The sequence below is a fragment of the Mesorhizobium sp. M0088 genome (assembly GCF_040322895.1).
Classification (GTDB): domain Bacteria; phylum Pseudomonadota; class Alphaproteobacteria; order Rhizobiales; family Rhizobiaceae; genus Mesorhizobium.
Genome location: NZ_JAMYUI010000024.1, coordinates 25,684 through 48,061, shown reverse-complemented (window position 1 = coordinate 48,061; position 22,378 = coordinate 25,684). Strand labels below are relative to the sequence as shown.

The following is a 22,378-nucleotide window of genomic DNA, read 5'->3' as shown; positions in this document are numbered from 1 at the left end:
TAAATTAAAGTGACCAAGTCAACGAAAGGCTTGGTTCGAGGGGGACGCGTGTCCAGGACAAGAGCCAATTTGCTGCTGCTATTCGCAGCCGCTTTGTGGGGCTTCGGCAATGTCTCGCAAAAGATGGTGCTTGTGCATCTCGACGCGCTGAGTGCGGTGGGTCTGCGCTGCCTGATCGGCGGCCTGCTTGTGTTGCCCTTTGTCTTGATGGAGAGGCGGCTTCCGCTCGGGCCGGACTATTTTTCCAGCTTGGCCAAGGTGTGCGCGCTGTTTGCCATCTCCATCACGCTCCAGCAGCTTTGCTATCTCGGCGCCTCCGTCACCAATGCGAGCTTCCTGGTCAGCACGGCAACGGTAATGACACCGCTGGCCGCCTGGTTTCTCGTAGGCGAACGTCCGACAGCGAGTCTCACGGTCGCCGCCGGGCTGACCGTTGTTGGAGCCCTGCTGTTGTCGGATGGGATTGCCGGGTTCAGCAGTGGCGATCTCACCGCTGTCCTCTCGGCTGCCTGCTATGCGCTCTGGGCAGTCGAGCTGGGCCGGCACATGCAGGTGCATGCGCGGCCGTTCACCGCAGCCGCGACACAGTTCTTCGGCGCCGCCGCCTTCGCCCTGCCGCTCGGCGCAGTGCAAGGCAATCTGTCGTTGGCCGCCGCATTCGCAGCTGGCCCGGAACTGGCGATCCTCGGCGTGTTCTCCACTGCGATTGCCTTCGGCATACAGACGGTTGCCCTTCGCTTTACGCCGGCCAGCCACGCCGCCGTGATCGTCAGCGCAGAAAGCGTTTTCGGAGCGCTGGGCGCGGCGATCTTTCTCGGCGAGCGGAGCTCGTCCGCGAGCGCATTGGGTGCCGCCATCATTCTGGGTGCGATCCTGTCCGTGGCACTGTCGAACCGAGCGCCGCAGGCACGCACGTCCTTGCGAACCGCTTCGGTTCAACCCTTCGACGGGGCCCCTGCCTTTGCAGCTGCCGCCGCAAATTGGGCAGGCGATCGTCACCCCAACAATTCAGGTCCAGTGGAGGAATGTGATGACCCTTGCCGGTGATGCGAAACCTATTCCGGCCCCGGCTGCCGCCCGACACGGGGCCGGTGGCGTCGATCAGCCAGGCGGCGGCGGCCTTGCCGATGGCGGCAGGACTTATCGTGGGGGCGCAGTGATGGACGCGCGGACGATCCTTCTTCCTATCGCACATTTGGTATCGGCGCTTCGCGCCCGCATGAAGGGACCGGGCGGCTATTACAACAGCGGTAACGCGCTCGGCCTCATTGTCGGTCTCGCCATCCAGATTGCCACCGCGCCGGTCGACTTGCATGAGGGAAGCAGCGTTACCATGGCGGTGATCGAATATTTCGCTGGCAGCCATGGCACTGTTGCGCTGACCTTGACCACCCTGGTCTTCTTCTGGGGCGGCGAGGCCTATCACCGGGCCTGGGCAAGGCCGGATGCTCCCGATCCCGCCCTCAACCGTCTGGGCGACTTCCTGTCGGGCCTGGGGGCGATCGGGCTCGGCATTGCCCTGTTGCTGCTCGGCGATCCATTGCTTGCGGCGACCTCCGGCCTGCTGCATGCGCTCGGCAAATTCGGCAGCACCTTCCACAGGCCCGGCACGCCAATTCCGATGTGGCCGGCCGCTTGGCCCGATCCGTTCCGCAGTGCGGTGCTCGCCAGCCGGTTGCCTGCAATGCTGGCGACGACAGTGGCCCTCGGCCGTGCTTTGCCTGAGGTCTGGTCGGGCGGCTCCTTCGCGGCCCTCGCCATGCCACTGACCTTGCTCGGCTGTTATCTCTTGTGGACCAAGGCCGATCTGCTGCTGTTCGGCGTGGGCACCAAGGCGATCCGCCAGATTTCCACATGTTGAGCTCGCGTTTGAAACGACCGGATGTCGAGATGGAGAATGACATGTTTGGCAGCGTGTATCATCAGGACGCCGGCCCCCTATCCTTTCGCGAACGGGTACGGACGACAGGTTGGGGCATTCTGACGCCGGCCGGTTCAATCTCGAGAGTGACAGGGATACTTGCAGCTTCGATGTTTTGGGCGATCTCTGCCCATGCCGCGAACGTTGACGTCGCTATCGTGTTCGCGGTCGATTTCTCGTCGTCGATCGATCCGAAGATCGCCGATATGCAACGCGAGGGACATGCCGCGGCACTCACCTCGCCAGAGATCATCGCCGCCATCAGCCGGAATTATGTCGGCTGCATCGGCGTTGCCTATTTTGAATGGTCAAGCCCCGGACACGCACGCGTCGTGCTGCCGTGGACAAGCATCTGCGGACTGGAAGATGCCAAAGCGGCGGCTGCGGTGATCAGCAGGAAAGGCGATACCGGCTTCATCCGCAGAGGGCGAGGCGGAACATCCGTTTCCTCGGCTATCGACATCGGCAGTCTCCTGCTCGACCAGTTTCCGGGAAAGGCGGCCAAGAAAGTCATCGATATCTCCTCCAATGGCGAGAACAACGACGGGCTTCCCGTCCAGCCGAGCAGGTCGAAAGCCATAGCCAAGGGATATACGATCAATGCCATCGCCATCCCGACGGAGGATGAGAATCCCGACGAACCTCTGGCATCCTATTTTGCCAGATCGGTCATTGGCGGTTCCCAGGCCTTCGTCATGACGCCGAAGGGGCCAGACGACTACACGATGGCGCTTCGCCGCAAGCTCGTGACTGAAGTAAGCATGAACGACGAGCGTCCGCTGTGAAAGTGTGCCACGCAAGACGAACTTTCGACCCGCCAGACCGAGCGCATTGCACAACAAGACCCGCCCCGCTGCAGCGCGAGACCTTGTAGGTCCGTCAGGACAACAGCCTATCGCCGCAACGCGTGCACCCTTGCCTCGCCTTCGCCGGGCACCGGCAACGCCATGTCGTCATCGAGAAGGCGCGTGATGCGGGCAAAGCCGGTGAACGCTTTCCTTGCTTCCTCGGCCGACATCTGGCCCGACAAGGCGGCCGAGCAACAATTCAGCGCGCACTGATAAACCGGACCGCGCCGTCCCGTCGGCCATTTCCGCAAGAACATCATGGCTTCGGCAACACTATCGATTTCTTCCGCAGGGTGTCCCTGCCCGCGCGAAATCCGCACGGGCGAAAAGAAATGCAATTGATCCATCGTTTCCTCCCGGTCGACCGCAATGCGCTCGATCGAACCCCACCAAACGCGCCAACAGCCGGTTGGTTCCAGATAAAGAATGGAATCTTTTAGAAATCTGTCAGGCGAAGGCGATCACCCGTGCGGTGGTGAGTGTCGCCTACATTGTCGGGAAGTGGCAGGCGACTTTGCGACCGGGTCGGTATTCCCGTAACTGTGGCCGCTCCGAACGGCAGCGCTCCGCCGCGATTGGGCATCGGGGATGGAAACGGCAGCCCGTTGGAGGGTTCAGAGGGCTCGGTACGTCGCCGGTGAGGATGATGCGCTTGCGCGTCCCACCCGGCGTCGTCTCCACGACGGGAACCGCCGAAATCAGCGCCTGGCTATAGGGATGGGCCGGTGCTGCAAACACGTCTTCCGCCGGCCCTTCTTCGACGATCGAGCCGAGATACATGACCGCTATGCGGGTCGACACCTGGCGCACCACCGACAGGTCGTGGGCGATGAAGATGTACGTGAGATTGAGCTTCTCCTGCAGATCGGCAAGCAGGTTGACGATTTGTGCCTGCACCGACACGTCGAGCGCGGAGACGGGTTCGTCCAGGACCACGAGGTCCGGGTTCAGGGCAATAGCCCGCGCGATGCCGACGCGCTGGCGTTGTCCGCCGGAAAATTCGTGCGGAAACCGCATGACGTGATCCGGCAGCAAGCCGACAAGGTCGAACAGTTCCGCCACGCGTTTGGTGATCTCGCTCGACGAGAGCCTGCCATGGATGCGCAGCGGCTCGGCCACCAGGTCGCCGACGCGCCGGCGCGGATTGAGCGACGCCGACGGGTCCTGGAAAACCATTTGCAGGCGGCGCCGCAGCGGCCTGAGTTCGGACAGCGACTTGGAGGTTATGTCGTTGCCTTCGAACAGAAGCTCGCCGTCCGATATGTCGTAGAGCCTCACCAGGCAACGCGCCAGCGTGGACTTGCCGCATCCGGATTCGCCGACCAGCCCGACCGTCTCGCCGCGCCACACGGTCAGGGAAACATTGTCGACCGCATGAACGGTTCGCTTGCCTTCGGCGGAGAAACGGCTGCCGATGGAAAAGCGCTTGCCCAGCGAACGCGTCTCGAGGATTGGGCGGTTCTTGTCGATCATCGGTCCGCTCATGCCTGTGCCACCCTGAAGCATGCCGCGGCATGGGTGCCGCTCGCGAGGTCGGGCTTGCCGGCCTGGCAGGGCTCGTAGTGAACCGGGCACCGCGGACCGAACGCACAGCCCTGCGGCAATCGCAGCAATGACGGCGGCGAACCGGGAATGGCCGGCAAGCGCCGTGGTTTTTCGCCGGTCAGCGGCGGGATCGAACCCAGCAGCGCGCGCGTATAGGGGTGTCGTGGATCGGAAAACAGTTCCATGCGACTGCCGCGCTCCACCACGCGGCCGGCATACATGACCATGACCCGGTCGGCGAGTTCGGAGACCACGCCCATGTCATGTGTGATGAAGACGACCGCCGACTTGTGCGTCGCGCGCAGCTTGCGCACCAGATCGAGAATGCCGGCCTGTACGGTGACGTCGAGCGCCGTGGTCGGTTCGTCAGCCACCAGAAGCGCCGGATTGCAGGACAAAGCCATTGCGATCACCGCCCGTTGACGCATGCCTCCGGACAGTTGGTGCGGGTAGCGCGACATCGCCTCGTGCGGGTTGGGAAAATTCACCTCGGCCAGCAGTTCCTCCACGCGCTCCATCGCCTTGGACTTGCTGATGTTGCGATGCGCGCGAATCTGTTCGGCGATCTGCCAGCCGATCGTGTAGACAGGCGTCAGCGCCGTCATCGGATCCTGGAAGATCATCGCGATCTCGTTGCCGCGCAGCCGCCTGAGCTCGCGCGCGGGCAGTCCCACGAGTTCGCGGCCTTTGTAGCGGATCGACCCTTCGATGGTGGCGTTGGGATCGGTGATGAGACCCATGACGGCCAGCAGCGACACGGTCTTGCCGGAACCGGACTCACCGACGACGCCGAGGATTTCGCTCTCCTTAAGGTCGAAGGAAACGCCATCGATGGCCCGCACCAGGCCATCATTTGTGCGGAAGGAAACTCTGAGGTCGCGCACCGACAGTATCATGATGTCCTCAGGCGCGGATCGAGAAGGATGTAGACGAAATCGACGACCGCATTGGCGATAACCACGAACATGGACGCATACATCACCGTCGCCATGATCATCGGCAGATCGAGATTCTGCAGAGCGTCATAAGTGAGCTTGCCGATGCCGTGCAGCCCGAACACCACCTCCGTCAGCAGGGCTGAGCCTCCGACCAGCGCACCGAAGTCCAGGCCGAACAGAGTGACGAATGCGATGAGCGACGTGCGCAAGGCATGGCGCAGCAGGATGCGGGTCTCCGACAGCCCCTTGGCCCGGGCCGTGCGGATATAGTCTTCCTGCAGGGATTCGATGATTGCCGCGCGCAGCACGCGCCCGTAAATACCGATATAGAGAATGGACAGTGTGATCCACGGAATGACCAGGGTCAGGAACCAGCCCTTCGGATCGTCGGAGAAATTCTTGTAGCCGAGCGGCGGCACCCAGGAGAACGCCCAGCTGTCGTGATAGCGGCTCTGGGTGATCAGGTTCATCACTTCGCCCAACCAATAGACCGGCATGGAAATGCCGAGCAGCCCTAGCGCCATCAGCAGCTTGTCCAGCCAGCTGCCGCGCGTGGCGGCGGCGGCGATGCCGATGATGATGGAGACCACCACCCACAGGATCGCCGCTCCGAACACCAGCGAGAGCGTGACCGGGATCGAATCCATGACCGCCGGCACCACCTTCCAGCCACGATTGACGAAGGAGGTCAGATCGCCGGTGACGAAGATCTTCTCCATCATCGTCACATATTGCACGTAGAGCGGCCGGTCGAAGCCGAAGCTGTGGCGTACCGCCTCCAGCACTTCGGGCGATGCATTGCGGCCGGCGATACGCGCAGCCGGGTCAGCGCCCGGCGTTGCGAAGAAAATCAGGAAGACGATGACCGAGATGCCGAACATCACGAACAGCATCTGGCCGAACCGGCGCAGGATTGCGTAGATCATCAGTCGCGCCCCAGCCGAACCTTGGAGCGCGGATCGAGCGCGTCGCGCAGGCCGTCGCCGAAGACATTGAGCGCCATGACGGAAACCGCGATCGCCAAGCCCGGCACCAGCGCCACCAATGGCCTGGTGTAAAGCAGCGCCTGTCCGTCCTGGATGATGGTGCCCCAGCTCGCGGCCGGCGGCTGCACGCCGATCGAAAGGAAGGAAAGGGCTGATTCCGTAAGCATGTTCAGCGCCATCATCAGCGGCACGAAGACGATGAGCGTGGTGGTGACGTTGGGCAGGATGTCGCGCCACAGGATGCGCCACCCCGGCACGCCCAGATTGATCGCGGCCAGCACGAACTCGCTTTTGCGCAGCGCCATAACCTGCCCGCGTATTGGGCGGGCCACGTAGGGCACGTAGACGATGCCGATGATGATGACAGGCAGCCACAGACTGCCGGACTCGATCTGGATCGGTCCGATCGTGATGCCATGCGCGATGGTGACGATGGAGAGCGAAATCGCCAGCAGATAGATCGGGAACGCCCACAGTATGTCGAGGAACCGCGACAGCACCGTGTCGGTAACGCCGCCGAAATAGCCGGCGATCAATCCCGCCGCCGTGCCCAGGATCAGGGTGAAGATGGTGGCTGCTCCGGAGATCAGCAATGAGCTCAGCCCGCCATAGAGCATCCTGGCCATGACATCGCGCCCCTGGCTGTCGGCGCCGAGGAAATAATTGCCCAGCCGCCAGGTCGGGCCGAGCGGTGTGTAGCCAAGCCCCAGCCCTTCCGTCGATTGTTCCATCACCGGAACGTCGGCACCGTCGATCTGGACGACGGCGTCGAGCGTCGAGGCGAAGGGGTCCACGCCTGCCCATTTTGCATAAAGAGGCGCACTGAGGCAGGCAAGGACGATGAGGAGGAACACGGCCAGCGACGCCATGGCAGCCCTGTCCCTTGCCAGCTTCGCAAACGCGACGGCCCAGGGCCCTCGCGTCTTGCGCGGCGCGGCGACAGCTACGTTCGACACGGACGTGCCCCTCCGCGGTTCGTTACTGCACCCAGGCCATCACTGCACCCAGGATTGGGTGATCATCCAGTTGAACTGCCGGTTGAACTTGAAATTGCCGAGACGTTTGCTGACAAAGTCAAGCCGCTTCGGCGTGAAGAGGCCAACGGCGGGTGCCTTGTCGGTGACTTGCCTGTCGATTTCAGCCCACATTTTGTCGGCGGCTTTCTGATCGGTGACGCCGAGGTCCAATGCCTTTTGCATCTTGGCGTCGATTTCCTTGTCGCAGAAGCCGGCGATGTTGATCGAGGCGTCCGAACCTTCACGGAAGGAGGCGCAGCTGAACAGGATGTTCAGGAAGTCCGAAGCCGCAGGATAGTCCTTGTACCATTGGGTGACGGACATCTGCACCTTGTTGTTGGTGTTCTGAATGTAGGTGAACTGGATATTAGACGAGATCGGCTTGACGTCGGCGACATAGCCGATGCTGGTCAGCACGCTCTGCAGATAGACGCCGATTGAGCGCGAAATGGCGGTGTCCTCGACGATGATCGTCACCTTCTGGCCCTTGGTGCCGGAGTCCTCGACGAGCTGCTTTGCCTTGTCGAGATCAGGAGCCGACCATTTGGCACCCGGATTCTTGGTGAAGGGGCAATAGTCTTCATGGCCGGGGAAGTCCGGGGGCAGGACCTGGCAGACCGGTGAGGCCAGCACCTTGCCGCCGAACAGCTTGACCAGCGTGTTGCGATCGATCGCATAGGCAACGGCCTGGCGGGCTTTTTCATTGTCGAAGGGTGCGAGACGGTTGTTCAGCGGCGCGTACCACCAAGCCGAAAGCGGTGAGATGTGCAGCTGGTCCATGGACTTGCTGCCCAGTTCGCCCAGGCGATCGCTGGGCAGAGCGTCGAACATCCAGTCCGCTTCGCCGTTCTGGATCGCGGTGACGGCTGCCTCTTCGGACAGGCCGAAATCATATTGGACGACATCCGGATAGCCGTCCGGCTGGGCTTCTTCGCTCCACTGCTTGAAATTGGGGTTGCGGGAAACCGTCATGCCCTTGTTCGGGTCGAAGGCGGAGATCATGTACGCGCCGGTGCTGGGAATGGGCTTGGAGCCCATGTCTTCGGCGGGCGTGTCCGCCGGCAGGACCACGGCATGCGGCAAGGCGAGCTTGTAGAGCAGCTCGGCATCCGGCTTGGTGATGTTGATGGTGATGGTGCCGGCCGCTTCGTCGCCGACAACGCCGCCTTCCAGCGTGCAGCTCTTGGTGTCGGCCAGGCATTTGTCGGCACCGACGATGCCGGCATAGAACGTGCCGGAGGTGGGTCCGGAAACCTTGAAGATGCGCTGGAAAGAAGCGACGACGTCCTTCACGCCAAGATCCTGGCCACTGGAGAACTTGATGCCCTTGCGCAGCTTGAAGGTGAAGGTCTTGCCGTCATTGCTGACCTGCGGCAACGCCTCGGCCAGATCGGGAACGATGGTGAAGCCGTCCATACCCTCGGCCTTGCGGAAGGCTACCAGGCCGTCATAGATCGGCTGGTACATCTGCCAGCCCTGGTCCGTGTAATTGATGTGCGGATCGAGCGTTCCGGCCGCGGAGCGGGCCAGCAGGCGGATGGTGCCGCCTCGGTGCTCCTTGAGATATTCGGCCTGTGCCGGGGCCAGCCATGTACCGGCCAGCAATGCCGCGGCTGTTGCCGCCAGAAGCAGTTTCTTCATGTCTTCATTCCCCTTTTCTTCAATTGTCGTTGTGGTCCAGGAAGTCTCCCACCACCCGCATGCACGCATCTTGCTCTTCGACATGCGGCATGTGGCTGGAATGCTCGAATATCTCCCAGCGAGACCCCTTGATGCCGTCCTTGTAGGGCTGCACGGTCGCGGGCGTGGCCTCGTCGTGACGTCCGGAGATGATCAGGGTGGGAACATCGATGGCCGGCAGACGGTCGACGATGCTCCAGTTCTTCAGCGTTCCGATGACGTGGAACTCGTTTGGCCCATTCATCAGATTATAGACGGTCGGATTGCGCACGACCTGGGCGAAACTTTCCGTGACTTCGGACGGGAAAGGCACGACCTGGCAGACATGCCGCTCGTAGAACGCCATCGTCGCCGCCTGGTACGCCGCATCGTTTGTCGTGCCGGCCTGCTCGTGTCGGGTCAGGGTCTCCTGCACATCCGCAGGCAGATCCGCACGCAACCGGTTGGCCTCTTCGACCCACAGTTTCATGGACGCCGGTGAGTTGGCGATGGTCAGCGACTTCAGGCCCTGCGGCCGCGTCACGGCATATTCGGCGCCCAGCATGCCGCCCCAGCTCTGGCCGAGCACGTGGAAGCCCGTCCGAATGCCGAGATGGTCGACCAGGTTTTCAAGCTCGTCGATGAACAGCCCAGGTGTCCAGAAATCGGCGCCTTTCTCAGGCAGCAAGGTGGAATTGCCGCAGCCCAACTGGTCGTAGTGGATGACGGCGCGATCCCTTCGCGCAAGAAGCTTGTAGGCATCGACATAGTTGTGAGCGACGCCCGGGCCGCCATGCAGGATCACCACCGGCGCCTTTTCGCCACCGAGTTCGCCACTGACCCGATACCAGGTCTCGTAGGCGCCGAAAGGCGCCCGTCCTTCCATGCCGATGATCTCAGATGACATCCCAGTTTCCAGTGCGGTTGAAGGCATCTCGTATTTGTCCGTGACGGCGGGCGCCTAACTCATGTTGCGGGTGACCTGCACCCACTCTTCCAGCATCTGCACGCCAAATGCCGTGGCGCCTTGCCTGCCGAGGGGCCGGTCAGTGTCGGTCAGTTCCTTGCTGGCGATGTCGAGATGCACCCAGGGGCGGTCTTCCGTGAAGTGACGCAGGAACGCCGCCGCATAGGGAGCGTCGCCGTCTTCCATGTCCTTGGCATGATGCCTGAGGTCCGCGAACGGCGATTGCAGACCCTCATCATAGGCCCGGTCGAGCGGCAGCCGCCAGAACCGCTCGCCGACCGTTTCTCCGGCCGCGATCATCTGTGAAGCGATGGCATCGTCGGTGCTGAATAGGCCTGCGAATATCGACCCCAGGCCACGCGTCACCGAATAGGTCAGCGTCGCCAGATCGACGATCACCGAAGGGTTGAAGCGCGTGGCTGCATAGTAGAGGCAGTCGGCCAGAAGCAGGCGTCCCTCCGCATCCGTGTCGAACACTTCCACTGTCTGTCCCGAGGCCGTGGTGATGATGTCGCGCGGTTTGAGCGCGGTGCCCGATGGCATGTTCTCGGCGATGCCGAGAACACCGACAACGTGTACCGGGCTGCCTTGCCGGGCGAGCGCGATCAGCAGGCCGACCACAGCCGCCGCTCCGCCCATGTCGGCTTTCATGTCGAACATCTGCGCTCCGCCCTTGATGCAGAGGCCTCCCGAATCGAAGCAGACGCCTTTGCCGACGAAAGCGAGTGGTTGGGCGGGAGCACCCTTGCCGCGGTAGCGCAGGACAGCGACCCGTGGCGGACGCGCCGAGCCCGACCCAACGGCGAGGAGCGCGTTCATGCCGAGCTCCTTCAGTTGCGCGGCATCGAGCATTTCGATGTCGATGCCGGCTTCACGCAGCGGCTCCAGATGATCATGGAAATTGTCGGGGTGGAGATGGTTTGGCGGCAGGTTGACCAAGGTGCGTGCATATTCGACGCCATCGGCGATTGCATTGATCCGCGTCAGCGCCGCGGTCAGATCCGGGCCGCCGGCTCCGACCAGTTTCACCCGCAAGGTTCGATCCGCTCCCGCTCCTTGCCGCCGGTTGCGCATGTCGAAACGATAGCGGCGCAGCCGCATGCCAAGCGCGACACGCGCCAGGATTTCGGCGCCGGATAGTTCAATGCCAGCGATGGGGTCCAGGACCAGAGTGGCCGCGCATTCCCCCTTGCCTTCCAGATGTGCGGCAAGCAGACCGCCGGCGCGCGCCAACGAGAGGGTGGTTACGGCTTCGGCTTTGCCCAAGGCCAGGACAACCACGCGCTTGGTCGATACTGCCTGCGGGGCAATAAGATCGATGCAGGTGCCGGATTCGGCCAAGGCGGCCGGGTCAGAGCATGCACGAGAGAGAATCCCGCTCATCTCAGCGTCCAGAGCCGCTGCCCGGGGACCAAAGCCTGGTTGGGCAGTTTGCAAAATCACGACGACGGAGGTTTCCGCGGAAATCTCCTCCGCAGCTTCGAAGACCGGCGCTGGCGATTGAGGCATAGGCTGGCGCTCTCTCCAATTGCGGCGATACCGAGCAAAGCTTCGCTCCGGTGAGACTGGTCAAGCCGGTCTCAGCCGTCGATGGTATGGTACCGGTGTTCCCAAACAGTCGCTTGAGACGACTTAATTGCTCTTGTCCTCTGGGTATCCCCTAACGGGGCAGGCGATCAAACGCGAATTCTGCCCATGTCGATTGACAAAAACTCAACTGACAATTCATGATCGTCCAATGGCCCTTCCCTCACTCAATGGCATGCGCGCTTTCGAGGCCGCCGCTCGCCTCGGCAGCGTCAAGGACGCGGCGGAAGAACTGCATCTGACACCCTCGGCTGTCAGCCGCCACATCCGCGCGCTTGAACGAAATCTTGGCCAGGACCTGTTCGAACGCGGTTTTCGCCAGATAACGCCAACCATCAGGGGCTCCTACTATGCGCGCAGCCTCTCGGAGGCGTTCGAAGCCATCTGGCGCGCCACCGATGACGTCAGCCTCTCGGACGGCTCGCGCCACGGCAAGATCCAACGGGTCCGGGTCTTGTGCGTGCCCACTGTTCTGAACCTTTGGCTGGCGGACCGGTTGCCGAACTTTCGCCGGTTGCATCCGTCGGTGGATTTGGAGATCTCCACTTCAGGCAAGCGCGCCAACTTCGATTTGGCCATTGTCGACGAGTTCGTCTACAAGGCCGGCCCGGCTTTGACGCTGCTGATCCCGCTGCTTTTGACCCCGGTCTGTGCGCCTTCGCTTTTGGAGGGGCCTGTGCCGCTGCGATCGCCGGCCGATCTGGTCAATCATCATCTGATCCATGAATGCGAAACCATGAGATGGAAGCGTTGGCTGGAGCAGGAAGGCGTTCTGGAAACGACGCCAAAATCCAGCACAACACTGGATGATTGTACGCTCATCATGCGCGAAGCGATCAATGGCGCCGGAATAGCGCTTGCGGACACGATCATGGCGCAAGATTTTCTGCAGCAAGGCAAACTGGTCGCGCCGTTCCATGTCCGCCACACCTATCCGGCCGGCATTTACCTGCATCAGCGTCGCAGCATCGGCAACAAACCAGGCACCGGCCTGTTTCAGGATTGGCTGCTCGCTGAAGTCGCGGACCACAAGCAGGTGATGGCCATCGCTTAGGGCCCCTACCGAAGATGTCGGCAGCCACCGCTTCACATTGGAAGCCCAGCGTCGAACTTCGAATCATCCGTGCCAGGTTCAGCGATGACCCACCATCACCTTGCATCGATAATCGCAGTTCTCATTGAATATCTTTAAGGCCAAAGCCGGCAAATAGGTTGCTTGTCGGTTCCCCTGCGGCAGGCTTAACCTGCACGCGGCCAACGCGTGAGGGCGCGTGCTGCAAAAGGGGAACATTGCCATGACGATACAGGGTGCTTCACCTGATCTGTACAACGAGGATCTGGCTCCGGCCAAAGTTCGAAACTGGGGACCATTCTCGATCTTCAACGTCTGGACATCGGACGTCCACAGCCTTTGGGGCTACTATCTTGCCGCCAGTCTGTTCCTGTTTTGCGGCGGCTTCGTCAATTTCATCATCGCCATCGGCATCGGATCGCTGATCATCTATGTGCTGATGAACATGGTCGGCTATGCCGGCGTGAAGACGGGCGTGCCCTACCCCGTGCTTGCCCGCGCCTCTTTCGGCATCTGGGGCGCCAACATACCGGCACTGGTGCGCGCCATCGTCGCCTGTTTCTGGTACGGCGCGCAGACGGCCGCCGCCTCGGGCGCGATCGTGGCGCTGCTGATCCGCACACAATGGTTCGCCGATTTCAACGCCAGCACGCATTTCCTCGGCCATACCGGCCTGGAGGTGATCTGCTTCGTGGTCATCTGGGGGCTGCAACTGCTGATCATCCAGAACGGCATGGAAACGGTGCGCCGCTTCCAGGACTGGGCCGGCCCCGCGGTTTGGGTGATGATGCTGATCCTGGCGATCTATCTCTGCGTCAAATCCGGGAGATTTGCCTTCACCAGCGATATCCCGATGGACGTGCTGCTGGACAAGACGAAGGACGCGGGCGTGCCGGGCACGCCGGGATCGTGGACCTCGCTGTTTGCGGTGGCGGCGATCTGGGTCACCTATTTCTCGGCGCTCTATCTCAACTTCTGCGATTTCGCCCGTTACGCGCCGGACAAGGCATCGCTGCGCAAGGGCAACATCTGGGGCCTGCCGATCAACCTGATCCTGTTCTCGCTGGTCGCCGGCGTCACCACCATTGCCGCCTTTGATGTCTATGGCGAAGTGCTGCTGCATCCCGACCAGATCTCGGCGAAATTCGACAGCTGGTTCCTGGCAGCGCTCGCAGCCTTGACCTTTGCCGTGGCAACCCTCGGCATCAACGTGGTGGCAAACTTCGTCTCGCCGGCCTTCGACTTCTCCAACGTCTTTCCCAGGCAGATCGACTTCAAGAAGGGCGGCTATATCGCGGCCGTGATTGCCCTGCTGCTTTACCCCTTCGCGCCGTGGGAAGGCAGTGCCGCTTCCTTCGTCAACATCATCGGCGCGACAATGGGGCCGATCTTCGGGGTGATGATGGTCGACTACTACCTGATCCGGAAGGGCGAGGTCGACGTCGAGGCGCTCTACCGCGAGGACGGCGAGTTCCGTTTCCAGGGCGGCTGGCACGTCAATGCATTCATCGCAGCAGGCATCGGCGCCATCTTCTCGTCGATCCTGCCCAACTTCACCAACTGGCTGCCGTCCTGGTGGGGTGTCTATGGCTGGTTCTTCGGCGTGGCGATCGCCGGCATTATCTACTACGTGCTGCGCACCGCCGCTTTGGGCGCAGGCGCCAAGACTGCGAAAGCCTGACGAGCCACCATAGGGGCGGCGCAAAGCCGCCCCCAACTACCCGATCATCTCGGCCAATTTGCGCACCGTGTTCCAGTTGCGCGACGTGCCGATGCCCATGCGCTTGTGGTTCATTGCCGCAAGCAGCCGCGAGCTTGGTCTCTCTCGCGAAAAGACGACCCAGATGTCGCCGCCGAGCGAAGTCACTTTCTCGTCCTCGGCGGCATAGGCCTGCAGTGCCGTCACGGCCTCCTCGGGCGCAGGCTTACGCATCACCCGTACGGCCACCTGATCGCCTGCTTTAGCCGAATCGGCCGGGAACGGATTGCCGGCGGCAAGCTTCAACCAGTCCTCGGCACCGCGCACGATGATATCGACATGGCGGCCGAAGGTTTTTTCGAAGGCTGCCTCCAACCACTGTTCGAGGTCGGCGATATCAGTTGCCGGTGCCTCGAAGACCAGATTGCCCGTCGCCACCAGCGTGCGCGGGTTGTTCAGCCCGAGCTCTTCAGCCATGGCCTTGAGGTCGGCCATGACGACCCGTCGCCCCTCAGCCAGGATGATGCTGTAAAGCAGTGCGACATAGGTCTGCATTGCCGCCCGACCTGATCGCTACACCAGCCGGCTCTGCTCCACGGCCGCCTCGATGAAACTGGCGAACAGCGGATGCGGGTCGAGCGGCCGGCTTTTCAGTTCCGGGTGATACTGCACGCCGATGAACCACGGATGGTCTGGGTATTCGACCGTTTCCGGCAACACGCCGTCGGGCGACATGCCGGCAAACACCAGGCCGCAATCCTCAAGCCGCTCCTTGTAGTCGACATTGACCTCGTAGCGATGGCGATGGCGCTCGAAAATCTGTGTGTCGCCATAAATCTCGGCGATCTTGGAGCCCTTGGCGAGCTCGGCCTGATAGGCGCCGAGCCGCATCGTGCCGCCGAGATCGCCGGTTTCGCGGCGCTTCTCCAGCATGTTGCCTTTCAGCCATTCGGTCATCAGGCCGACCACCGGTTCCTCGGTCGGACCAAACTCGGTCGAAGACGCATGTTCGACGCCGGCCAGCGACCGCGCTGCCTCGATGCAGGCCATCTGCATGCCGAAGCAGATGCCGAAATACGGCACCTTGCGCTCACGCGCGAACTTCGCCGCCAGGATCTTGCCTTCCGCACCGCGCTCGCCAAAGCCGCCTGGGACCAGGATGCCATGCACCTTTTCCAGCCAGGGCGTCGGATCCTCTTTTTCGAAGATCTCCGATTCGATCCAGTCGAGCTTGACCTTGACGTGGTTGGCAAGGCCGCCATGCGAGAGCGCCTCGATCAGAGATTTGTAGGCGTCCTTGAGGCCGGTATACTTGCCGACCACAGCGATGGTGACCTCGCCTTCCGGATTGTGGATGCGGTTGGATACCGCCTGCCAAGGCTCCATGCGCGGCTTCGGCGCCGGATCGATGCCGAAGGCGGCCAGCACTTCCGAATCGAGCCCTTCCCTATGGTATGCCATCGGCACATCGTAGATATGCGGCACGTCGAGCGCCTGGATCACGGCACTTTCGCGCACATTGCAAAACAGCGACAGTTTCCTACGCTCTTCCTTGGGAATGGCGCGGTCGGCACGGACCAGCAGGATATCGGGCGCGATGCCGATGCCGCGCAGCTCCTTGACCGAATGCTGAGTCGGCTTGGTCTTCAGCTCGCCTGCCGTCGGGATGTAGGGCATCAGCGTCAGATGGACGTAGACGGCGTTGTTGCGCGGCAGGTCGTTGCCGAGCTGGCGAATAGCTTCCAGGAATGGCATCGCCTCGATGTCGCCGACCGTGCCGCCGATCTCGCACAACACGAAATCATAGTCGTCATTGCCGTTGAGAACGAAATTCTTGATCTCATCGGTGACGTGCGGGATGACCTGCACGGTTGCGCCGAGATAGTCGCCGCGCCGCTCGCGCTCGATGATGTTCTTGTAGATGCGGCCGGTGGTGATGTTGTCCTGCTGGTTGGCGGAGCGGCCTGTGAAGCGCTCGTAATGGCCAAGATCAAGATCGGTTTCCGCGCCATCGTCGGTGACGAAGACTTCGCCATGCTGGTACGGCGACATCGTGCCCGGATCGACATTCAGGTAGGGATCGAGTTTTTTGATGCGTGCGCGATAGCCTCGCGCCTGCAGGAGAGCCCCAAGGGCCGCTGCGGCAATGCCTTTTCCAAGTGAGGAAACCACGCCGCCTGTGATGAATACATATCGCGCCATGGGAGTCATCGCTTAACGCGGCCGGATTGATTCCGCCAGAGAAAAAACCGCCGCGAAGCTTTTTTCCCAAGAAGGCGCTTGGATCGTGAACAAGGCAAAACAAAAGGGCCGGCTGAGCCGGCCCTTTCGGCAGGATGACGAAAACGTCAGATGATGACGACCTTGGTGCCAACCCTGACGCGGCTGTAAAGGTCCATGACATGCTCGTTGATCATGCGGAAGCAACCATTCGAGGCGCTGGTTCCGATCGACTGCGGCGCAATGGTGCCGTGGATGCGCAGATGCGTGTCCTTCTTGCCGTCATAGAGATAGATGGCGCGCGCGCCGAGCGGATTCTGGCCACCGCCGGGCATACCGTCCTTATACTGGCCGTAATGCTTCGGCTCGCGCTTCTGCATGTCCAGCGTCGGGATCCAGCGCGGCCATTCCTGCTTGTCACCGACTGCAACCGTACCCTTGAACTGCAGGCCGTCGCGGCCGACCGCGATGGCGTAGCGGCGCGCAGTGGAGGACGATTCGACGAGGTAGAGGCGGCGCGCGCTGGTGTCGATAACGATAGTGCCGGCAGCGTAACCGCTGAATTCCACGTCCTGCGGCACGAATTCCGGCTTCACCTTGAACTGCTTCTTGGCTTCCCTCTTGGCGAGAGCCTGGTCGAGAGCCCGTGTCTCGGGAAGATATGAAATCGACGAAGAGGAAGAGCTACCGCCGAAGAGACCGGCGAACAAACCGCCGCTGCTCGGCTGCTTCTGGCCGATGACCTCGCTGCGCAATTCGCCATTGTTGCCGGTCAGGGCGATGTTCATCGCCTCTGCCGGAAGCGGCTCGGCCGACTGGATCGGCGCGATCGGTTCGATGATCTTGGCAACCAGCTTCTTGGCTGGCTTGGCATCAGCCACCTGGGTTGCCTGCGCGCTCTTGCCCTTCTTGGCCAGGAACGCCTGCCGTTCAGCGTCGGCCTTGGCCTTTGCCGCCTCGCGCATCGCCAGTTTCCTGGCTTCGAGCGCCTTGGCTTTGGCGGCTTCCTTGTCGGCAACGATCTTGGCCTCGATCTTCTTGATCTGGGCGAGGTCGTCGGGCGTCGGGTTTTTCTTCTTCTTGAGAAGCTTCAATTGCGACGCATCACTCTTGACGGCGACGTTGATGGCAGAAGTTGTTTCAGCCGAAGGCTGTGCGGCCATATTTGCCGGCACGCCGGCGAAGGCTGGGGAACTCATGCCGAGTGCGGCGCAAAGTCCCAGGAAAATGAAGCTGCGAAGCTGCATGGCGAAGATCCGATCGTTCTATGCTTGTTGCCCACGGCGTCGCCCAGCGCCCCCCAAGGGCGCCGGAAATGCCGCGCGCAATCTATAGTCGAATAAGCGCGGCTGCCTCAAGCGCGAGGCCCCGCCTCACCCCGTCGAATCTTCGTGATCTTGCTGCATTTGCCGCGACTGTGTTCAAACGACCACAGATCGCGGTTTCAAGCGTGGAAGACTATTGGTTCGGGACCTGCGGGGTCGCCGGTGCGGCGGGAGCCGTGCCGTTGGTCGCCGGCGGCGTCGAACCGGCGGCAGGCGCCGTGGCCGGGGCAGTCGCCGGAGCCGAAGCGTCGTTGCCGGAAGGCGGCGTCGGCGTGGTGCTGCCGGCGGGCGCCGGGGTGGTCGTGCCGGGCAACTGGTTGAGCACGCCTTTGCCTGCACCGTCCGACGTCGCCGGCACGCGGTCGAGGATGTCGATCGGCTTCTCGCCGTAGCGGGCGACGATCGACAGAGTCAGTGACGTGGCGAAGAAGGCGGCCGCCAGGATCGCCGTCGCACGCGTCAGGGCATTGGCCGCACCACGCGCGGTCATGAAGCCGGATCCGCCACCGATGCCGAGGCCACCGCCTTCGGAACGCTGCAGCAGCACCACGCCGACAAGGGCGAGCACGACCATGAGATGGATGACGATCAGTACGGTTTCCATAGTTTATCCTGGCGAGGCCTTGCCCGGCCGCGGACACGACCGGTGAATTGGAGGCGGCTCAATACAATGCTTTGACGGCATTTCCAAGCCCGTGGCCGGAATATGGGAAGCAACCCGTCCTTTGCAACGATTTCGTGCACCGGAAGCCCTGTCCGGCGGAGCGAATGTCTTCAGGCAATATTGCGATAAGCCTCGGCGATGCCGAGAAAATCCGCCGCTTTCAGGCTGGCGCCGCCGACCAGCGCGCCGTCGACATTCCTGACGCCGAGCAGTTCGACCGCGTTGGAGGGCTTGACCGAGCCGCCGTAGAGAATGCGCATCTTCGCCGCTCCGCCGCCGAGCTTTTCCGACAGCTTTTCGCGGATATGTGCATGTGCTGCGGCCACATCGCCGGCCGTCGGCGTCAGGCCGGTGCCGATCGCCCATACCGGCTCATAGGCAATGATGGTGTTGGACGGGGTGGCGCTTGACGGGACCGAACCATCGACCTGCCGCGACAGCACGTCCAGCGCGGCGCCCGCTTCACGCTGTTCATGCGTTTCGCCGACGCAAATGATGGCAACAAGCCCGGCACGCCATGCGGCGGATGCCTTGGCCTGGACAGTGGCGTCATCTTCGCCGCGTTGCTCGCGGCATTCGGAATGGCCGACGATGACATGGCTCGCACCGGCATCCCTGAGCATTTCCGCCGAGATGCAGCCGGTGTAGGCGCCGCTCTCCTTGGTATGGCAATCCTCACCGCCGGCATGCACCGGCGTGCGTGACAGGATCTCCGCGGCGTGAGCAAGCAGGGTTGCGGGAACGCAAACCAGCGCTTCGGTCTCCGCGTCAAGTCCGCTCATGAAACCGTTGCCGATCATCCGGAGCTCGTTGAGCGAGGCGCTGGTGCCGTTCATTTTCCAGTTGCCGGCGACGAGCGGGCGAATTCCTGGCGTCATGGGTTTGCTTCTCCGGATGATATCGGGGCTCTGGCCCTCACTACCAAAATCAGGCCACAAAGCAATCGACAGTGGGCCGGAAGGGCGCTATTGCGCTTGTTTCAGACTCGGCGCGTGCGAAAATGCGCATAAATCGGAAGTAAAAATGCTTGGTATATTGAGAAGCGCGGCAGGCACCTGGGTCGCGAAGGGGCTGTTGGTGCTGCTGGTGCTCAGCTTTTTGGTCTGGGGCGTTTCCGGACAGCTGATGAGCGGTCTTGCCGGCCACGATTCGGTGATAACCGCCGGCGGCACCAAAGTATCGATCAACGAATACCGTCTCGCCTACGATCGCCAGCTCGCCGTCATGTCGCAACAGTTCGGCCAACGTCTCAGCCACGAACAGGCAAAGGCGCTCGGCGTCGACAACCAGGTGTTGGCTCAGCTCGTCTCTGGTGCCGTTCTCGACGAACAGGCCCGCAAGCTGGGCCTCGGACTTTCCAAGGATCGGCTGGCCGAGTTGACACGCGAGGACCCAGCCTTCAAGGGCCCGGGCGGCCAGTTCGACCGCAGAACGTTCGAATATATGCTGCAGCAGATCGGCATGCGGCCCGAGGACTATTTGAAGAACCGTGCCCAGGTGGCCGTGCGCCAGCAGATTGTCGAGGCGGTCTCGGATGGCCTCAAGGCTCCGGACACTTTCTTCAAGGCGGTTGCGCTCTATCGCGGCGAAGACCGCACCATCGACTATTTGACGCTGCCCAAGGCACTGGTCGAGCCGATCGCGGCGCCGTCCGATAGCGTGCTCTCGGCCTATTTCGAAGCCAACAAGAAGACATATGCGGCACCCGAATACCGCAAATTTTCCTATGTCCGCCTCGAACCCGTCGACATCATGGATACGACCGCCGTCACCGACAGCCAGGTCAGCGACGACTACAACAAGAACAAGGCGCGTTACACCACGCCGGAACTGCGCACCGTCGAGCAGCTCGTGTTCAAGACGCCGGATGCGGCCAAGGCCGCACTCGATTCGCTCAGGGCCGGCGCCACTTTCGACAAGCTGGTCACGGCGGAAGGCAAGACGCCGGCCGACACGTTGCTCGGCACGCTTGCCAAGGACAAGATCGCCGACAAGGCGGTCGCCGACGCGGCCTTTTCGCTCAACGCCAACGAAGTCAGCCAGGTCGTGCAAGGCGCCTTCGGTCCGGTGCTGCTGCGCGTCACCGAGATCAAGCCCGAGGTGGTGAAGCCACTGGCCGAGGTGTCCGATCAGATCCGCAAGGATCTGGCGCTGGGCGAGGCAAGCCGCATCCTTCTGGACGTGCGCGACAATTACGATGACACCCGCGCCGCCGGGAGTTCGCTGGCGGAGGCCGCGGCCAAGCTGAAGCTTAAGGTCGTCACCATCGACGCCATCGATCGCAGTGGACTGCGGCCAGATGCAAGCATCGTCAAGGACCTGCCGCAATCGCCGGAGCTGATCAAAGCCGTCTTCGACGCCGAACCCAACACGGAAAACGATGCCTTGACCACAGCCGACAACGGCTTCGTCTTCTATGAGGTGGCGTCCATCACGCCGGCTCGCGACCGCACGCTGGATGAGGTTCGTCAGAAAGTCGTCGCCGACTGGACGGCGGCGGAAATAAGCAAGCGGCTGGCCGCCAAGGCTGACGAACTGGAAAAGCGGCTCAAGGCCGGCGCAACGCTCGATGTCATCGCCAGCGAACTGAAGCTCGAAAAGCAGACCAAGCGCGGTGTCAAGCGTGAGGCTGACGATGTCGACTTCGGTAAGGAGGGTGCGGCAGCGATGTTCGGTGTCGGCGAAGGCGGCACCGGCTTGGTCCCCTCACCCACCGGAGACGGGCAGATCCTGTACAAGGTCGCCGAAGTGTTCGAGCCCGCCGGAGCCGATGCCAGTTCGGTGCCGGACGACGCGCAGAAATCCTTCACCTCCGGCATGTCGGATGACCTGCTCGACCAGTTGGTGGCGCAGTTGCAGACGCAGTACGACGTTCGCATCGACCAGGCCGCCGTCGCCCAAGCCTCGACAAGATGAGCGCGCTGAAAACCCATATCGCCAAGATCGCGACCGGTAGCGCGCTTTCCTTCGAGGAAGCGCGCGAGGCCTTCGACATCATCATGTCGGGTGACGCGACCCCCGGCCAGATCGGCGGTTTCCTGATGGCGCTGCGTGTGCGCGGCGAGACGGTGAGCGAGATTTCAGGCGCCGTCGCAACCATGCGGGGCAAGATGCTGCACGTCGACGCGCCCACCGACGCCATCGACATCGTCGGCACCGGCGGCGACAATTCTCACAGCGTCAACATTTCGACGGCATCGGCCTTCGTCGTTGCCGGCAGCGGCGTGCCGGTTGCCAAACACGGCAATCGCGGCCTGTCATCGTTGACGGGGGCAGCCGACGTGCTGGTTGCGCTCGGCGTCAAGATCGATATCTCGCCCGAATTCATCGGCCGCTGCATCCACGAGGCAGGCGTTGGCTTCATGTTCGCGCCTGCGCACCATCCGGCGATGAAGCATGTCGGCCCGACCCGCGTCGAACTCGGCACCCGCACCATCTTCAACCTGCTCGGGCCGCTCTCCAATCCGGCCGGCGTCAAGCGGCAGCTGGTCGGTGTGTTCCTGCCGGAATGGATCCTGCCGGTTGCCGAGACGCTGAAGGCGCTGGGTGCCGAGCATGTCTGGGTCGCCCATGGCGACGGCTATGACGAGATCACCACCACCGGCGAGACGCAGGTTGCCGAACTGATCGGCGGCGAGATCCGCAGCTTCACCCTGACCCCTGAAGCGGTTGGGTTGCCGCGCCACAGCAAGGACGAATTGCGTGGCGGCGATGCGGACTACAACGCCAAGGCCTTGCGCGATATGCTGGGCGGCGCCGCCGGCGCCTATCGCGACACCGTGCTGATGAACGCCGGTGCCGGACTGGTTGTGGCCGGCAAGGCGACGACGCTTGGCGACGGCATCGCGGCGGCGGCGCAAGCCATCGATAGCGGCCGTGCCCTGCAAGTGCTCGACAGGCTGGTCGAGATTTCGAACGGATAACGGATAGA

20 protein-coding genes are annotated in these 22,378 nt (G+C 62.3%); 7 read left to right on the top strand and 13 right to left on the bottom strand.

The annotated features are described in order from the left end of the window. Positions 1-48: 48 nt before the first annotated feature. From NKJ67_RS25905 to NKJ67_RS25895, 3 genes are read left to right on the top strand one after another with little or no spacing between them, the layout of a single operon-like run. Positions 49-1,047, top strand: coding sequence for a DMT family transporter (locus tag NKJ67_RS25905; RefSeq protein WP_352583932.1), 999 nt, complete (start codon positions 49-51; stop codon positions 1,045-1,047). Beyond that, positions 1,031-1,861 carry a hypothetical protein gene (locus tag NKJ67_RS25900; RefSeq protein WP_352583930.1) on the top strand — a complete coding sequence of 277 codons (831 nt, stop codon included), beginning with the start codon at positions 1,031-1,033 and terminating at the stop codon, positions 1,859-1,861. Before NKJ67_RS25905 ends, NKJ67_RS25900 begins: the two co-directional genes overlap by 17 nt. A gap of 41 nt (positions 1,862-1,902) precedes the next feature. Beyond that, complete coding sequence (locus NKJ67_RS25895; RefSeq protein ID WP_352583928.1) at positions 1,903-2,706, top strand: DUF1194 domain-containing protein; 804 nt, start codon at positions 1,903-1,905, stop codon at positions 2,704-2,706. A 107-nt stretch (positions 2,707-2,813) separates the two neighbouring features. On the opposite strand, the gene NKJ67_RS25890 is transcribed toward NKJ67_RS25895, so the two are convergent. From NKJ67_RS25890 to NKJ67_RS25855, 8 genes are all read right to left on the bottom strand, one after another. Further along, the gene (locus NKJ67_RS25890) at positions 2,814-3,116 is read right to left on the bottom strand and encodes a DUF982 domain-containing protein (RefSeq protein WP_127267728.1); all 303 of its coding nucleotides are present in this window, start codon (positions 3,114-3,116) and stop codon (positions 2,814-2,816) included. Positions 3,117-3,255: 139 nt separating this feature from the next. Next, on the bottom strand, positions 3,256-4,242 hold the full coding sequence (locus tag NKJ67_RS25885) for an ABC transporter ATP-binding protein (protein ID WP_127267732.1): 987 nt from the start codon (positions 4,240-4,242) through the stop codon (positions 3,256-3,258). A gap of 8 nt (positions 4,243-4,250) precedes the next feature. Next, complete coding sequence (locus NKJ67_RS25880; RefSeq protein ID WP_352583926.1) at positions 4,251-5,210, bottom strand: ABC transporter ATP-binding protein; 960 nt, start codon at positions 5,208-5,210, stop codon at positions 4,251-4,253. Continuing rightward, positions 5,207-6,178 carry an ABC transporter permease gene (locus NKJ67_RS25875; protein WP_023813929.1) on the bottom strand — a complete coding sequence of 324 codons (972 nt, stop codon included), beginning with the start codon at positions 6,176-6,178 and terminating at the stop codon, positions 5,207-5,209. Before NKJ67_RS25875 ends, NKJ67_RS25880 begins: the two co-directional genes overlap by 4 nt. After that, the gene (locus tag NKJ67_RS25870; RefSeq protein ID WP_128309592.1) at positions 6,178-7,194 is read right to left on the bottom strand and encodes an ABC transporter permease; all 1,017 of its coding nucleotides are present in this window, start codon (positions 7,192-7,194) and stop codon (positions 6,178-6,180) included. The genes NKJ67_RS25875 and NKJ67_RS25870 overlap by 1 nt, the downstream gene beginning before the upstream one ends. Before the next feature lie 39 nt (positions 7,195-7,233). Next, on the bottom strand, positions 7,234-8,895 hold the full coding sequence (locus tag NKJ67_RS25865) for an ABC transporter substrate-binding protein (RefSeq protein WP_024503325.1): 1,662 nt from the start codon (positions 8,893-8,895) through the stop codon (positions 7,234-7,236). Positions 8,896-8,914: 19 nt separating this feature from the next. Further along, positions 8,915-9,820: a proline iminopeptidase-family hydrolase gene (locus tag NKJ67_RS25860; protein ID WP_352583923.1), complete on the bottom strand. Its 906-nt coding sequence runs from the start codon at positions 9,818-9,820 to the stop codon at positions 8,915-8,917. Positions 9,821-9,874: 54 nt separating this feature from the next. Beyond that, entirely contained in the window at positions 9,875-11,389 is a 1,515-nt protein-coding gene (locus NKJ67_RS25855; RefSeq protein WP_127319989.1) for a leucyl aminopeptidase, read from the bottom strand. A gap of 229 nt (positions 11,390-11,618) precedes the next feature. Between NKJ67_RS25855 and NKJ67_RS25850 the strand changes: the two genes are divergently transcribed. Then, on the top strand, positions 11,619-12,521 hold the full coding sequence (locus tag NKJ67_RS25850) for a LysR family transcriptional regulator (protein ID WP_127397238.1): 903 nt from the start codon (positions 11,619-11,621) through the stop codon (positions 12,519-12,521). A gap of 241 nt (positions 12,522-12,762) precedes the next feature. Next, a complete protein-coding gene (locus NKJ67_RS25845; protein ID WP_127268714.1) occupies positions 12,763-14,220 on the top strand; it encodes an NCS1 family nucleobase:cation symporter-1 in 1,458 nt (485 codons plus the stop codon). A gap of 36 nt (positions 14,221-14,256) precedes the next feature. Here NKJ67_RS25845 and NKJ67_RS25840 read toward each other — a convergent pair whose 3' ends face one another. From NKJ67_RS25840 to tpiA, 5 genes are all read right to left on the bottom strand, one after another. Beyond that, positions 14,257-14,793, bottom strand: a complete 537-nt coding sequence (locus tag NKJ67_RS25840) for a DUF1697 domain-containing protein (protein WP_352583920.1) — start codon at positions 14,791-14,793, stop codon at positions 14,257-14,259. 18 nt (positions 14,794-14,811) lie between these two features. Beyond that, positions 14,812-16,449, bottom strand: coding sequence for a CTP synthase (pyrG, locus tag NKJ67_RS25835; protein WP_127810447.1), 1,638 nt, complete (start codon positions 16,447-16,449; stop codon positions 14,812-14,814). Between the two features lie 137 nt (positions 16,450-16,586). Further along, on the bottom strand, positions 16,587-17,705 hold the full coding sequence (locus NKJ67_RS25830) for a L,D-transpeptidase (protein ID WP_352583918.1): 1,119 nt from the start codon (positions 17,703-17,705) through the stop codon (positions 16,587-16,589). 211 nt (positions 17,706-17,916) lie between these two features. Continuing rightward, complete coding sequence (gene secG, locus NKJ67_RS25825; RefSeq protein ID WP_128364538.1) at positions 17,917-18,387, bottom strand: preprotein translocase subunit SecG; 471 nt, start codon at positions 18,385-18,387, stop codon at positions 17,917-17,919. Between the two features lie 170 nt (positions 18,388-18,557). Then, positions 18,558-19,325, bottom strand: coding sequence for a triose-phosphate isomerase (gene tpiA / locus NKJ67_RS25820; RefSeq protein WP_027036641.1), 768 nt, complete (start codon positions 19,323-19,325; stop codon positions 18,558-18,560). Between the two features lie 145 nt (positions 19,326-19,470). On the opposite strand from tpiA, the gene NKJ67_RS25815 reads away from it, so the two are divergent. Together NKJ67_RS25815 and trpD are read left to right on the top strand one after the other, a co-directional pair. Beyond that, on the top strand, positions 19,471-21,363 hold the full coding sequence (locus NKJ67_RS25815) for a SurA N-terminal domain-containing protein (RefSeq protein WP_352583915.1): 1,893 nt from the start codon (positions 19,471-19,473) through the stop codon (positions 21,361-21,363). Further along, complete coding sequence (trpD, locus tag NKJ67_RS25810; RefSeq protein ID WP_127397779.1) at positions 21,360-22,370, top strand: anthranilate phosphoribosyltransferase; 1,011 nt, start codon at positions 21,360-21,362, stop codon at positions 22,368-22,370. The genes NKJ67_RS25815 and trpD overlap by 4 nt, the downstream gene beginning before the upstream one ends. Positions 22,371-22,378: the final 8 nt, after the last annotated feature.